The following is a 15663-nucleotide window of genomic DNA, read 5'->3' as shown; positions in this document are numbered from 1 at the left end:
TAAATTAACAGGAGTGTAGCTGAGTTTATCGGGTTTTGCACCCATACCGTTAACGGGTCTTGATAACCAGTCGGTTACTTTGCTTCACTTCTTCCATTACCACATAAGTACGGGTGTCATTAACGCCCGGCAGACGCAACAACGTTTCCCCCAGCAGCCGACGGTAAGCCGACATATCCGGTACACGGGTTTTAAGCAGATAGTCAAAATCCCCGGAAACCAGATGACACTCCTGAATTTCTTCCAGCTTCTGAACAGCCGTATTGAATTGCTCAAAGACATCCGGTGCACCACGGTTAAGCGTAATTTCCACAAAAACCAACAGTGACGCATCCAGATAATGCGGGTTCAGCAACGCAGTATACCCGTTAATAAACCCCTGTCTCTCCAGACGACGAACACGTTCCAGACAAGGTGTCGGCGACAACCCCACTCGCTTGGAAAGCTCTACATTGGAGATACGCCCATCTTTTTGTAATTCGTTCAGGATATTACGATCGATACGGTCAAGATCTTTTCCCGGACGTTTTTTCGTGTCTACCATTATTATTGTCTCTCTTCATTCATCCCTGCACTTGCTGTCTCCGACTCACGTCAATATGTCAGAGTTGCCCCTAAAGAAGACCGCTGACCATTTTGTATATAAAAAGTTTACTTTCCTCCAGCTTGCCACCGGTCGCCACCAGTCCCTGCCAGAAAAGCGCACCGAAGATCAGATTTGGTGACACTCAACTCATCACAATAAGTGCCAACAAGCGCTATTGAGATAATGATCTATGTCATCCTGATCGGCCACATAAAAAATGAACGCGAAGCCGAGCTTTCAACCATTCACATACAAAAAATTTCCTCTTCCATGGAAGTTTTCGCAAAAGTACAGCCGATTGTCAAAGTAAAACAATTAAAATCAGAAGAAAGTGCCAGATTGGAGTAAAAACTGGTTATTGACACTCTGTTTCTTGGCGCTGAAACGATTTGTATAGCATCAATCGGTTGTGGCGTTAATCATGAAACCGCCATACGTGATAGTCGATAACAATCAGATAAATCATTAACAACATTCCCCCATACTTTTTTTATGTTGGTAATTTCCCTACAATCGACTAAATCGTCCGTTCAAATGAATTGAGGAACTCATGAGCACCGCAAAACACCGTAAATTATTGATTCTGGGCTCAGGGCCGGCTGGATATACCGCTGCCGTTTATGCTGCACGGGCAAACCTGAATCCGCTGCTGATCACCGGAATGGAGAAAGGCGGTCAGTTGACCACCACCACCGAAGTAGAAAACTGGCCGGGCGATCCCGATGACCTGACTGGCCCACTACTAATGGAACGCATGCATGCCCATGCCACCAAGTTCAATACAGAAATTGTGCTTGACCACATTACCCATGTCGATTTGCAAACCCGTCCGTTTCGTCTGTCTGGCGACAGCGATGTGTACACCTGCGATGCATTAATTATCGCTACCGGAGCATCCGCACGATATCTCGGCCTGCCTTCTGAAGAGGCGTTCAAGGGCAAAGGTGTCTCTGCCTGTGCCACCTGTGACGGGTTTTTCTACCGCAATCAGAAAGTGGCCGTGGTCGGTGGTGGTAATACCGCCGTAGAGGAAGCGCTGTACCTGTCCAATATTGCAGCGGAAGTGCATCTGATTCATCGTCGTGACAGTTTTCGTTCAGAAAAAATTCTGATTGATCGGCTGATGGAAAAAGCCACGAAGGGCAACATCGTACTGCATACTGACCGCACGCTGGATGAAGTGCTGGGGGATGAAATGGGGGTAACTGGTGTACGTCTGCGTGATGCACACAGTGAAGCCACCGAAATGCTGGAAGTCGCCGGGGTATTTATTGCTATCGGCCACAGTCCGAATACTGCGGTATTTAGTGACCAACTGGAACTGGAGAATGGCTACATAAAAGTGCAGTCCGGTATTCACGGCAATGCAACTCAGACCAGCATCCCCGGCGTGTTCGCTGCCGGTGACGTGATGGATCACATTTATCGTCAAGCTATTACATCGGCCGGTACTGGCTGTATGGCCGCACTGGATGCCGAACGTTATCTGGATAGTCTGAACGATATAAAATAAATACGTTCTGTCATCCGCAGTAAGAATGTCACGCCATCATCCCGGTCAACACCGGGATTCATTGGCGCAATGCCGTCGTTAAAAACAGACTTCTGCGGTATTGAAATAATGGTTAATGATGGCGGATTTATCAGCAAACGCGTCCGGAAGAGTCAACTTTTCGGACGCGTTTTTTCGTTCTGTTACGCAAAAATTGATCGAAACACACTTATGAGATGGTCTTTTCATTTGCAGACCGGCATTGTCAGGGTAACATGGCGCTATTCTGACCGCTGGCAAACAATTGTGTTAACCAACGGTTATATAAGCGTTATTTTTATTAACGCCTCACTGAAAAGACAATCTGCTCCTGATGAAAAACACCCGACAACAAGAACTGACTCGCTGGCTGAAACAACAAAGCAAGCTGGCACAACGTTGGCTACGTTTATCGCTACTGCTGGGATTCGCCAATGGTCTGCTGATCGTGGCGCAAGCCTGGCTGTTAGCCTCACTACTGCAAGCGCTGATCATTGACCGAATTCCTCGCGATACATTACTCAACACATTTTTGCTATTGGCGATGACTTTTACGCTGCGGGCAGTGGTCACCTGGATACGAGAGCGGGTCGGTTTTCATTGTGGTCAGGTTGTGCGCCAGCAGATTCGTAAAATGGTATTGGATCGCTTACAACAATTGGGACCAGCCTGGGTACAGGGAAAACCGGCCGGTAGTTGGGCGACAATGATCCTGGAGCAGGTGGATGACATGCAGGATTACTATGCTCGTTATCTGCCGCAAATGTATCTGGCCACCTTGATCCCGGTACTGATTTTAATTGCCGTCTTTCCGATCAACTGGGCCGCCGGGTTGATTCTGTTTCTGACCGCTCCCCTCATTCCGCTGTTCATGGCACTGGTCGGTATGGGTGCCGCCGATGCCAACCGTCGCAATTTTCAAGCACTGGCGAGACTGAGTGGGAATTTTCTTGACCGCCTTCGTGGTCTGGAAACATTACGGCTGTTTTATCGTGCACAAGCAGAAACCGAACATATCAGCCAAGCGGCTGAAGATTTTCGCAGCCGGACAATGGAAGTCTTGCGCATGGCGTTTCTTTCCTCCGGCGTACTGGAATTTTTCGCTTCTATCTCTATTGCTGTGGTCGCCGTCTATTTCGGGTTTTCCTACCTGGGAGAGCTCAATTTTGGTCATTACAGTACGAGCATCACACTGTTTGCCGGTTTTCTGGTATTGATTCTGGCACCTGAATTTTTTCAGCCGCTGCGCGATCTGGGTACCTTTTATCACGCCAAGGCACAAGCCATCGGTGCAGCAGAAACGCTATTCAGTTTTTTGTCTGCTGACAGTGAACAGGTCGGCGATGGGCAGCAGGCCTTCACCAGCACGTCACCAGTGGGCATAGAAGCTTGTGACCTGGTAATCCTGTCACCCACCGGCACACCGCTTACCAGCCCCCTCTCATTCGTGATTCACCCCGGTCAACGTATCGCACTGGTCGGCACCAGCGGCGCGGGGAAAAGTTCTTTGCTGAATGCTCTGCTGGGCTTCCTGCCCTACCACGGCACATTGCAGGTAAACGGCTGCGAATTGAGCTCACTTTTGCCATCATCATGGCGACAACACATAAGCTGGGTGGGGCAGAACCCACATCTGCCGGAGCAGACACTGCGACAGAATATTTTATTGGGTAACCCAGAGGCGGATGAAACACAGTTACAACACGTGATTGAACGCGCCTATGTGCACGAATTTACCGACCAATTGCCGTTGGGTCTGGAAACACTGGTCGGTGAAGGTGCCGCCCGGCTTTCTGTTGGTCAGGCCCAGCGTGTCGCTGTGGCTCGAGCATTGCTGCATCCTTGCCACCTGTTGCTGCTGGATGAGCCCGGCGCCAGTCTGGATGCCCACAGCGAACAGCGTGTCATGCACGCCCTGAACGATGCCGCCAGGCAGCAAACGACGTTGCTGGTAACTCATCAACTCAATGACCTGTCGGACTATGATGATATCTGGGTAATGGCGAATGGTCGCCTCGTGCAACAAGGACGCTATGACACCCTGAGCACAACACCGGGCGCGTTTGCCGAACTGCTGAACCAGCGTAAGGGAGATCTGTAAGATGGAGAAGATTCAAATCATGCAGGCATTAAAACCCTTTCTCGCCCTCTATCGTCGTCATATCTGGCGATTAAGTCTGGGCGTTATCCTGGCCATTGTTACCCTGCTGTCCAGCATCAGTCTGTTAACCCTGTCCGGCTGGTTTCTCGCCGGGTCGGCACTGGCGGGAGTCGGTGGATTATATACGTTCAACTATATGCTGCCTGCCGCTGGTGTGCGTGGCGCGGCCATTCTTCGTACCGTCAGTCGCTATGCGGAGCGGCTGGTCAGTCATGACGCCACATTCCGGGTTCTCCAACATCTGCGCGTATTCACTTTCAACCGTATTTTGCCACTCTCCCCCGGTGGAATCGCTCGCTTTCGTCAGGCAGAATTGCTCAACCGGCTGGTGGCCGATGTCGATACACTGGATCATCTGTATCTGCGCGTCATTTCCCCGCTGGTAAGCGCCTTGCTGGTGATACTCGCCGTGGCTTATGGTTTAAGCTGGTTAGATACCACTCTGGCTATCGTGCTGGCGGCAATTATGCTGGCATTGCTGGTGATATTACCGCTGGTGTTCTATCGTGCCGGTCAGCCAGTTGGTTTCGCGCTGACAGACTTGCGAGCACAATATCGAGTACAACTCACGACCTGGTTGCACGGGCAAGCCGAACTGACCGTGTTCGGCGCTCTGCTGACGTTTCGCCAACAACTGGAACACCTTGAAAACCGGTGGCTCTCTCATCAACGTCACCAGGCGGCATTAAACGCGCTGGCACAAGCTATCATGATATTCAGCAGTGGCCTGACCATCACCCTGATACTGTGGATGGCGGCGGATGGCATCGGTGGTGACAGCCAGCCAGGCGCGCTGATCGCCCTGTTCGTATTTTCCTCTCTGGCAGCCTTTGAAGCGCTGGCTCCGGTTGCCGGTGCTTTCCAGCATATGGGTCAAGTCACCGCATCAGCAGCACGAGTCAGCCAACTGATGGAACTTACCCCCGCGGTCGTCTTCCCGGAACATGGCCCCACACGCCCACCACAAGTGACCTTGACACTGGATAACATCAGTTTCACTTACCCAGACCAACCATTACCGGTATTAAACCAGATATCGTTATCCATTAAGTCCGGTGAGCATATTGCGTTGCTGGGACGCACTGGGTGCGGAAAATCAACCTTGTTACAACTGATTACCCGTGCCTGGGATTGTTCTCAGGGTGAGATTCGCATTAATGATGTCCCCGTGACGCAATGGCGTGAAGAGACCCTGCGTAGCATGATGCGCGTGGTACCACAGCGCACCCATATTTTCAGTACCACGCTGCGGGACAATTTACGCCTTGCCGCGCCAGACGCCGATGATGAACAGTTGAAAACGGTGCTGAGCCAGGTCGGTTTAGAAAAATTGCTGGAGAATGAAGGGCTTAATGCCTGGCTGGGCGAAGGTGGACGCCAGTTGTCTGGGGGCGAACACCGACGCATCGGGCTGGCCCGAGCACTACTTTATTCAGCACCATTGATACTGCTGGATGAGCCAACAGAAGGATTGGATGCCGAAACCGAACAACACATACTGCAACTCCTGCGCCAGCAATGTATTGGGAAAACACTGATCGTGATTACCCATCGGCTGCGCGGTCTGGAGGAGATGGATCGTATCTGTGTGATGGATGGCGGGCGTATCGTCGAACAAGGTCATCATCAGGCATTAATGGACCAGCAGGGACGATACTGGCAATTCCGGCAACATATATAACGCCAGCCGTTTATAGTGTAATACGTCACTTAAGCTGGCATCGACAAGCTATGTGGGCCGTGCCAAGTCTGCATGGTTGATTCAAAATACAGAGGAAAACACAGAGATAAGGTTCCTGGATAGGGGGCTTCACTCTGTGATCGCCCCTGGTATTCCGGTCTGTTAACTGACTGGTTTTGGAGGGTTATAGTGCCATTATTTGAACTCTCTCCGTACTCACTGCAGTTCCCCGATCCGGAAAATGCATTATGTGAACCTAACGGACTGTTGGCATTGGGTGGGGATTTGTCTCCTCAACGGTTACTCGCCGCTTATCAACAGGGTATTTTTCCGTGGTATTCCCCAGGAGAAGCGATCCTATGGTGGTCGCCCGATCCGCGCGCAGTGCTGTTGCCAGAACAATTCCATATTAGTCGCAGCATGAAGAAATTCATGCGCAAAACAGACTATCAAGTCACGCTGAATTACGCTTTCGAACACGTTATCGCCGCTTGCGCCAGTGAGCGGGCGGAAGGCACCTGGATTAGCCAGGAAATTATGGCGGCTTATTGTCAGTTACATCAGTTAGGAAGGGCACATTCAGTAGAAGTGTGGCATAATCGCCAACTTGTCGGGGGAGTGTATGGTATCTCGCAAGGCGCGTTGTTTTGCGGAGAATCCATGTTTAGTCGGGCTGACAATGCCTCCAAGTATGGATTGCTGTCGTTCCAACAACACTTCATACGCTGCGGCGGTCGTCTGATTGATTGTCAGGTACTTAATGCACATACCGCCTCATTAGGGGCCTGCGAAATACCCCGCCACCAGTTTTTGCAGCGACTTTCCCAGCTTCAGAACACAGCTATTTCAGAGACCTGCTGGCACCCGCAAACGGTAGTGCGCCCTACCCTGGTGCCGTAAATAGTTGTTGATAAATCATATTCAGATTATCAACGCTTCTTTACATAACGCGGGTTTTTCGGCATTATCTTGCCGGTAAAAAACTAAGGTAGTTAAACCTAGAGGATTCGATGGCCAAAGAAGACAATATTGAAATGCAAGGCACCGTGCTTGATACGCTGCCCAACACCATGTTCCGCGTTGAATTGGAAAACGGCCACGTGGTCACCGCTCATATCTCCGGTAAAATGCGTAAAAACTATATCCGCATCCTGACGGGTGACAAAGTCACAGTGGAATTGACCCCGTACGACCTGAGCAAAGGCCGCATTGTCTTCCGTAGCCGTTAACCGGTTCGCCCATCGCTAACCATAGCGATCCCGAGGATATTTAATTTCTCTGCTTAGCCCTTTCCGTCCGCGGTAAAGGGCCTTTGCTCTATTCTCGCCACGCTTGCTTACAATTTTCTATTGCAATATATTGTAAAAGTATACGTTCTTCGCCATGAGTGCGAAAGCCAGCAATCACGCGCGATGCACACCATCCTCGCTGGTCATTATCATAAAATCCGATGATTCAATATCATGGTTTTTTTATTCTATCAGTCCCGAGTTGGACAATATCCCCTTAGCGTCTACTTTTCATTAACAGCCACATTTGCAAACATGGAGACTTGCCAATGATTTCATTCCGCGTAGTAAGGAGGTACCTTCTGCTAATTATTCTGCAATGTATTATCGGCAATAATGTTATACCTATTGCCTGGGCTGAACCCATAACAGCTTCAGAAGTAAATTCACCGCCAGATGTCCTGTTTGGCCCACTGTTCAAAGCCGTACAACGCGCAAAGCTGTTCCCCGACCAAAAAACGTTTGCGGATGCCGTTCCCAAATATGCACCATCAGCAATCATGGCGGATTACTACGCACAAAAGAATCAGCACCATTTCGATCTGAACTATTTTGTGCAAAACAACTTTACTCTACCTTCGGATGGGAAAGGCTTTATTCCCCCCGGCGGTCAGACATTGCGTGAACATATCAACGCTCTCTGGCCACATTTGACCCAGAGTACACCGGATATTGCCCGCTGGGACTCTTTGTTGCCACTACCTAACGCATATGTCGTGCCCGGTGGACGTTTTCGGGAGGTTTACTACTGGGACAGTTACTTCACCATGCTGGGGCTGGCCGAAAGCGGCCAGTGGGATACCATTCGAAACATGGTGAACAACTTTGCCTGGCAAATCGATCAGTACGGCCATATTCCCAACGGGAACCGAACCTATTATCTCAGCCGCTCTCAACCCCCGTTTTTCAGCAAGATGGTGGAATTACTTGCCACACACGATGGCCAAAACACATTAGTAACTTATCTGCCGCAGATAAAAAAAGAATATGACTACTGGATGGCGGGTGCAGAGGATCTGAAACCCGGACAGGCCAGTGAGCGCGTGGTACGTTTGCCGGATGGTACCGTACTGAACCGTTACTGGGATGAACGCGATGTACCCCGTACCGAATCCTGGCTGGACGATGTAACCACCGCCAGCGCGGTCAAAGGGAACCAACGAGCCCGTCTCTACCGCAACCTGCGTGCGGGTGCTGCCTCAGGCTGGGATTTCAGCTCCCGTTGGCTGAAAGATCCCATGAAACTCTCTACCATCAACATCATAGAGATCTTGCCTGTTGACCTGAATTCGCTGATTTATCATATCGAAAGGGTTCTGGCAAAAGCCAGTCAGTTAGACAATCATACTGACGCTGCCAGGCGCTATACCGAACTCGCTGCAAAACGCAGGCAAGCCATCAATCACTATTTCTGGAATACCGCCAAAGGCTACTACGCTGATTACGACTGGAAACAGAAAGAAGTACACAATCAACTCACCGCCGCGACCCTGTTCCCGTTATATGTACAGGCGGCAACCGATGAATATGCCGACAAAACAGCAGAAGTCGTCCGCGCCGAGTTGTTGAAAAAAGGAGGATTGGCTACGACCACCATTCATACCGGTCAGCAATGGGATGCGCCTAACGGCTGGGCACCGTTACAGTGGGTCGCAGTTCAAGGCTTACGTTACTATCACCATGATGCGCTGGCACGGGATATCGGCACCCGCTTCCTGAATAGCGTGGTTCAAACCTATCATCTTGAAAACAAACTGGTAGAGAAGTATGACATCGAAGGTGACACTGGCGGCGGCGGTGGCGGTGAATACCCGTTACAGGACGGTTTTGGCTGGACCAATGGCGTTACCATGAAACTGTTGGCGCTGTATCCGCTGCCAGAGGATCAACCAGGCACCGTGTCAAACGATAAACTCGCGCAGTGACCTAGTGGCATTATCCTGGCATCTCAGCGCCATGAGATGCCGCTCATTCGTCTAAAATCATGCCACCGCGTAGTCTGCCACGACTATTCTGGCAGATACCCATTGTCAGCTGCCGTATGGATTGAATAGCGTTGCGGAACGACGCCATGCTATTCCTGAAAACCGCCCCAAAGAAAGGGCATCCGAAGATGCCCATATATGCTCGCCATACTTCAAGTTGCTCTGCGTTGGCCGCACTTAATGACTCGGCCCATCCCTGGGTTCGCTCCGTTGGGATCACTGCAAGCCGCGTTCAAACTGTTCCCGGCAGACTCGTCACTCAAGCCACTTGAGTACTGGATGATGATGTCGGCAAAGAAACTCAGTGCACCGCACCTTCGGCCTTCTTCTTCTGCGCGCTAAGGAAACGGTAAGTCAACTGCTGTGTTTCCTTATCCAGTTCCACCGTGACAGAACCACCATCCACCAACGCCCCAAAAAGCAGCTCATTGGCCAACGGTTTTTTCAGGCTTTCCTGCATAACGCGAGCCATAGGCCGGGCCCCCATCGATTTGTCATAGCCTTTTTCTGCCAACCAGTTACGGGCCTCCTCACTGACTTCCAGCGATACACCTTTCGCATCCAACTGTGCCTGTAGTTCAACCACAAATTTATCCACCACTTGCTGAATAACCTCAGGTGAGAGATGGTTGAACCAGATAATGCCGTCCAAACGGTTACGAAACTCCGGCGTAAACACTTTTTTGATCTCTTCCATTGCGTCGCTGCTGTTATCCTGATGGATAAGCCCGATAGACTTACGCTGCGTTTCACGCACGCCGGCATTGGTGGTCATGACCACGATCACATTGCGGAAATCTGCCTTGCGACCATTGTTATCCGTCAGTGTGCCATTATCCATTACCTGTAGCAGCAGGTTGAAAACATCCGGATGCGCCTTCTCGATTTCATCCAGCAGCAATACAGAATGCGGATGCTTGATCACTGCATCAGTCAGCAGACCGCCCTGATCAAACCCTACATAGCCCGGAGGTGCGCCAATCAGGCGGCTAACCGTATGACGCTCCATATATTCGGACATATCAAAGCGTAATAACTCGATATCCAGCGCCTTGGCCAATTGCAGCGTCACCTCAGTTTTTCCGACCCCGGTCGGACCGGCAAACAGGAAGGATCCTACCGGTTTACGATCATGCCCTAACCCGGCACGACTCATCTTGATGGCTTCCGTCAAGGCTTCAATCGCCTTGTCCTGACCAAACACCAGCATTTTCAAACGATCGCCAAGATTTCTCAGTACATCGCGATCACTGGCCGACACCGTTTTTTCCGGAATACGGGCAATACGCGCCACCACAGATTCAATATCTGCCACATTAACCGTCTTCTTACGCTTGCTTATTGGCAGCAAACGGCTGCGCGCGCCAGCTTCATCAATAACGTCAATGGCTTTATCCGGCAAATGGCGATCATTGATGTATTTCACCGCCAGATCTACCGCGGCACGGACTGCCTTTGCGGTGTAACGAACATCATGGTGTGCTTCGTATTTCGGTTTCAGGCCATTGATGATCTGTACTGTCTCTTCCACACTCGGCTCAGTGATATCAATCTTCTGGAAACGACGGGCCAGTGCCCGGTCTTTTTCAAAGATATTGCTGAATTCCTGATAGGTCGTGGAACCAATTACTCGAATCTTGCCGCTGGAAAGCATCGGTTTAATCAGATTGGCAGCATCCACCTGACCACCCGACGCCGCGCCGGCACCAATAATAGTATGAATTTCATCGATAAACAGAATACTACGCTGATCTTGTTCCAGCTGTTTCAGTAGCGCTTTGAAGCGTTTTTCAAAATCACCACGGTATTTGGTACCTGCCAATAGCGAACCGATATCCAACGAATAAAGGGTACAGTCAGCCATCACTTCCGGAACATCGCCCTGCTCAATACGCCAGGCCAACCCTTCCGCGATAGCGGTTTTCCCTACTCCTGATTCACCTACCAGCAGCGGATTATTCTTACGACGGCGACACAGTACCTGAATGGTCCGCTCCAGTTCTTTTTCACGCCCAATCAGCGGATCAATACCACCGACACGGGCAAGCTGGTTCAGATTGGTGGTGAAGTTTTCCATACGATCTTCCCCTCCGGCCGGCTCTTCATTTACCGGATTTTCCAGGTTTGGTGACTGTCCGGATTCCTCTTTGCGCGTTCCATGTGAAATAAAATTCACAATATCCAGACGGCTGACATCATGCTTGCGCAGCAGATACGCAGCCTGAGATTCCTGTTCGCTGAAAATGGCAACCAGAACGTTGGCACCAGATACTTCACTGCGTCCCGATGATTGTACGTGGAACACTGCACGTTGTAATACCCGCTGAAAACTCAGCGTTGGTTGAGTATCCCGCTCTTCATCACTTGATGGCAACGTCGGCGTGGTCTGTTCAATGAACGTCTCCAACTCCTGACGCAAAACGGCCAAATCTACCGTACAGGCCTCCAGTGCTTCACGCGCAGCAGGATTACTGAGCAGTGCCAGTAACAGGTGCTCCACGGTCATAAACTCATGCCGGTGCTCACGCGCCCTGGCAAAAGCCATGTTGAGACTGAGTTCCAGTTCTTGATTGAGCATAGGCACCTCCCAAAATAAAATTGCCCTAATTCAGGCTTTTTCCAGCGTACAGAGCAACGGATGCTCATTCTCCGTAGCGTAACGATTCACTTGCGCGACTTTCGTTTCCGCCACTTCGGCGCTGTAAACACCACAGATTGCTTTCCCTTCGTAATGAACGGTAAGCATCAGTTGCGTTGCACGTTCAATATCATAAGAAAAGAACTTTTGCAGCACGTCAATAACAAATTCCATCGGTGTGTAATCATCGTTGTTTAATATCACTTTATACATCGATGGTGGCTGCACTGCTTCAGTATGTTTTTCTTTGATCGAGCCCTCGGTATGTGGCCCTGTACTGTTATTTCCCATCATCTATCCATTGTGATCTGACTGTCATCAACCAGCGACTTACTCTACTGCATTAATACTAGCCTACGTGATTTTCATTTTACATCGTCAGGCCAAACACGTCCCTATCAACCACTGCATTATGTAAATAGTCCTGATCATTAACGTCGAATAAACATCTCAATAGCGTTACCTATATCAAACTTTGACAAACTCCCCTACGGGTGAAAAGCCGGATCGCTTGACGCCGAGATCGATTTCACTAGAGTGTAGAAGTGAATTGATGGCGTTTTAATCAATTCAGATTCACCTTAACCAATAACCTCGCCTCAAAGAATATTTTTGAGAAGGATGTAGATGCATGGAGATAGGTACTGTTAAATGGTTCAATAACGCCAAAGGCTTTGGCTTTATTTGTCCTGAAAGGGGTGGTGAAGATATTTTCGCTCATTATTCAACCATTCAGATGGACGGTTACAGAACACTCAAAGCTGGGCAGATCGTGCAGTTCGATATGCACCAGGGACCAAAAGGCAATCACGCCAGTCTGATCGTGCCAGTAGCCAGTGAAGCCATCGCCTGAGCATCCACAGCGCTATTCCCGGTTCACATTCCCTAATCCTGGTCTCAGGTTTATATACATATGCTGGTCACTTTCGCGACCAGCATCTTTTCGCCTGTTTCAGCCAGCCCGACCCCGTGCCAACCATAATACGTGGGAAAACATGGTACGGATCAGCGGTGGAATCGCACCATTTCCCAATGCCATTGACTCCATCGCCACTTCAATGGCCAGATCCGGTTTGGAACTGCGATGAATCGCTTTCGTGATAACTTTGGAGGCAGAGAGCGGCACCGAGTCTGGTAACTGCGCCACTCGATGGTAAACCTGTCTGAAACCATTTTTATACATGAAATGTTCCATATCCGGTGATGGCAGCATCGTCAAATGGTCACGTTCCTGCTCTGCCTGGGCTGTCAGCAGACTGCGTGCCGTCGCTGCATATTTTTTACCGGCGTCGTCTCCATCCACCAGCACATACCATTCAATCCCCATCCGATGGGCAAACTTCAACAACGGCTTCAGTCCCGACTGGGCGAATTCAATCACCTTAATCCCTTCCGATTCAAAATGATGGCCGCACTGTCGAGCTAATTCACTGAGCATCCAGACTTCGGTTTCACCTTCCACCAGCAACCAACAACGCGCAAACAACGATGCTGGTCGGTTCAACCGGATATGAAAAGCGATACGGCGACTATCTTCCGGGCTCATCCCTGACCGTCCGATACGATAAGTGGAAACTTGTGACGACTCTCGCACCAGACGGCACAATTGTTCCACTGGCACCAGTGATAACAGCTCTCCTGAATTAGTGGTGGTCACTTTCTGCAATGGCAACTGATTCAGTAATCCCCACGCCACTGAAAGCATAATTGGATGCAGACGGGTTTCAGGGTCTTCTATCAGCAACAATGGCCGGGAGTGTGGATCCAACGATACCGAACCTTTCGCCTGCAACAGGGTAGAGAACAGTTCCAGCAGAATAATTCGTCGACTACGGCTGTTCGGCCCCGCAATCATTCGATTGATATTGTCCAGTGAACGCCAATATTTGCCGTTGCCGGAATGCGTATGACGATGATGACTATCACCCGTATCGCCACTCTGTGCGGAAAAATAGTGATCCACTAACTGACGTATCGCCGACATTCCCTGACGGAGATCCTGATTGGTCAACTTGTTAGGATTTTGGTCCAGTTCCCGCATGAGGATTTCAAACTGACGGGACAGTTTTTTATCGGCATCCAATGTTGGCATCAGCGCACCGGAGCGGGTATGACGGATAAAGCGGGAATCTCGCATCCTTAATACTGGATGCAGGCGGATTACTTCACTCGCCAACCAGTCAATGTTATCCAACGCAAGCGCGTGTCCATTGGCATCCAGAAAGCTGCGCCAGGTACATACCGACTTAGTTTCATCCACTTCGGCTTCCAGTCGGTAGAAGATACGGTATAGCCGTCCTTCTCCTTTTATCCACACAGGTTCGAGCGAACGGTAACGCGCGGCCAGATGATGGCCAGGCGACGTTTCACAAAAAGTGAAGACAATCTGCAAATGATGCTCCCGACTGGTTTCATCGCCGGGTGTAAAATGAAAGTCATGGAGTTCAAAATGATAGAGTGGTAACGCCGGAGCCAGTAAAAGCGACAGAGCATCCAGCAGGCTGGATTTTCCCCAAGCATTCTCACCAATCAGTACAGTGGTTTCATCCAGGGTCAATGACAGACGGTTAATCCCACGGAATCCGAGAATCTCTACTCTTTCCAGATGCATTCTCACCTCCTGTTCGGTTTTCCTTACATGAGCATGACGATAAAACGGTTGCAGGGTCAAGTTCTGTCGTCTGGATATGCTTTACTCCGCAAAATAATTTGTTTAATTTGAGCAAATTATCTCTGTGTGGTCGCGATTCTCCCGCCAGTTTTTATCAAAGCCTATCTCGATAGGCGTTAAGGATACCGTTTCATCATGTATTCAGGATTATTGATCATCTTACTGCCGTTAATTCTCGGCTATCTGATTCCCCTGCGCGCAAAAAAGGTGTTACAGATTATCAACCGCCTACTGAGCAGCATGGTGTATATCATTCTGTTCCTGATGGGGATCAGTCTGGCGTTTCTGGATAATCTGGGCAGTAATTTGCTGGCTATCTTCCGCTATGCATCCGTCTGTTTTATCTGCATCACCGCAGCGAATCTACTGGCACTGTGGTTGCTGGAAAAGCGAACCCGCTGGAGCGGCAGCAACACGGGTCAGGAGGCGTTACCTTCCCGCCTACGCATGGCGCTGGAGTCGCTCAGGTTATGTGGTGTGGTATTCGGCGGTTTTTTGTTGGGGCTCAGCCAATTATCCATTCTGACCTTTGCGGCCAAAGGCAGCGAATACGCCTTACTATTTCTGCTGTTTCTGGTGGGCGTTCAGTTACGCAACAGCGGTATGACGCTGCGTCAGATTGTACTGAACCGACGGGGAATGATTGTGGCGCTGGTGGTCGGCATCAGTGCGTTGGCGGGTGGCGCGCTGGCATCGGTATTGCTGCAACTGCCGCTGAATATGGCGCTGGCGATGGCATCCGGCTATGGCTGGTATTCGCTCTCCGGTATTCTGTTGACTGACGCTTTTGGGCCGGTGATTGGTAGTGCCGCTTTCTTTAACGATCTGGCGCGGGAACTGACAGCGATAATATTGATCCCCACACTGATTCGTCATCATCGCGCCAGTGCGCTGGGTTTGTGCGGCGCCACTTCCATGGACTTCACCTTGCCCGTACTGCAACGCAGTGGCGGCATGGATATGGTGCCACCCGCTATCGTGCATGGTTTTCTGCTGAGCCTGGCCGCCCCAGTATTAATGGCACTATTTTCATCATGATTTACGCCTCGCCGTGATCAGCACCGAGGCTGATTGAGAGTTATTTTCATCCTCTGCTGCGAAAATTGCGCTACATCAAGTTT

At 50.2% G+C, this 15663-nt stretch carries 12 protein-coding genes; 8 read left to right on the top strand and 4 right to left on the bottom strand.

What is annotated here, in order from left to right:
• Positions 1–49 precede the first annotated feature (49 nt).
• Positions 50–544: a leucine-responsive transcriptional regulator Lrp gene (gene lrp / locus PCO85_09105; protein ID WJV55526.1), complete on the bottom strand. Its 495-nt coding sequence runs from the start codon at positions 542–544 to the stop codon at positions 50–52.
• Positions 545–1136: 592 nt separating this feature from the next.
• Between lrp and trxB the strand changes: the two genes are divergently transcribed.
• From trxB to treA, 6 genes are all read left to right on the top strand, one after another.
• Complete coding sequence (gene trxB, locus PCO85_09100) at positions 1137–2099, top strand: thioredoxin-disulfide reductase (protein ID WJV55525.1); 963 nt, start codon at positions 1137–1139, stop codon at positions 2097–2099.
• Positions 2100–2451: 352 nt separating this feature from the next.
• Positions 2452–4218: a cysteine/glutathione ABC transporter permease/ATP-binding protein CydD gene (gene cydD, locus PCO85_09095; GenBank protein WJV55524.1), complete on the top strand. Its 1767-nt coding sequence runs from the start codon at positions 2452–2454 to the stop codon at positions 4216–4218.
• A gap of 19 nt (positions 4219–4237) precedes the next feature.
• Entirely contained in the window at positions 4238–5959 is a 1722-nt protein-coding gene (cydC, locus tag PCO85_09090; GenBank protein WJV56040.1) for a cysteine/glutathione ABC transporter ATP-binding protein/permease CydC, read from the top strand.
• Between the two features lie 189 nt (positions 5960–6148).
• Positions 6149–6859: a leucyl/phenylalanyl-tRNA--protein transferase gene (gene aat, locus PCO85_09085; protein ID WJV55523.1), complete on the top strand. Its 711-nt coding sequence runs from the start codon at positions 6149–6151 to the stop codon at positions 6857–6859.
• 110 nt (positions 6860–6969) lie between these two features.
• Positions 6970–7188 (top strand): translation initiation factor IF-1, encoded by a 219-nt coding sequence (gene infA / locus PCO85_09080; GenBank protein ID WJV55522.1) that lies wholly within the window; start codon positions 6970–6972, stop codon positions 7186–7188.
• Between the two features lie 329 nt (positions 7189–7517).
• The gene (gene treA, locus PCO85_09075; protein ID WJV55521.1) at positions 7518–9173 is read left to right on the top strand and encodes an alpha,alpha-trehalase TreA; all 1656 of its coding nucleotides are present in this window, start codon (positions 7518–7520) and stop codon (positions 9171–9173) included.
• 361 nt (positions 9174–9534) lie between these two features.
• Here treA and clpA read toward each other — a convergent pair whose 3' ends face one another.
• On the bottom strand, positions 9535–11811 hold the full coding sequence (gene clpA, locus PCO85_09070) for an ATP-dependent Clp protease ATP-binding subunit ClpA (GenBank protein WJV55520.1): 2277 nt from the start codon (positions 11809–11811) through the stop codon (positions 9535–9537).
• Between the two features lie 30 nt (positions 11812–11841).
• Positions 11842–12162 (bottom strand): ATP-dependent Clp protease adapter ClpS, encoded by a 321-nt coding sequence (gene clpS / locus PCO85_09065; GenBank protein WJV56039.1) that lies wholly within the window; start codon positions 12160–12162, stop codon positions 11842–11844.
• Between the two features lie 340 nt (positions 12163–12502).
• Here clpS and cspD point away from each other — a divergent pair, with 340 nt between their 5' ends.
• Entirely contained in the window at positions 12503–12724 is a 222-nt protein-coding gene (cspD, locus tag PCO85_09060; protein ID WJV55519.1) for a cold shock-like protein CspD, read from the top strand.
• Between the two features lie 99 nt (positions 12725–12823).
• On the opposite strand, the gene PCO85_09055 is transcribed toward cspD, so the two are convergent.
• Entirely contained in the window at positions 12824–14482 is a 1659-nt protein-coding gene (locus PCO85_09055) for an ATP-dependent endonuclease (GenBank protein ID WJV55518.1), read from the bottom strand.
• A gap of 195 nt (positions 14483–14677) precedes the next feature.
• Here PCO85_09055 and PCO85_09050 point away from each other — a divergent pair, with 195 nt between their 5' ends.
• Positions 14678–15580 carry a lysine exporter LysO family protein gene (locus tag PCO85_09050; GenBank protein WJV55517.1) on the top strand — a complete coding sequence of 301 codons (903 nt, stop codon included), beginning with the start codon at positions 14678–14680 and terminating at the stop codon, positions 15578–15580.
• The last annotated feature ends 83 nt before the right edge of the window (positions 15581–15663 follow it).

It is taken from the genome of Prodigiosinella aquatilis, assembly GCA_030388725.1.
GTDB lineage: Bacteria > Pseudomonadota > Gammaproteobacteria > Enterobacterales > Enterobacteriaceae > Prodigiosinella > Prodigiosinella aquatilis.
Note: the sequence above shows the minus strand (reverse complement) of the source record. Positions and strands in the feature narration are given on the sequence as shown.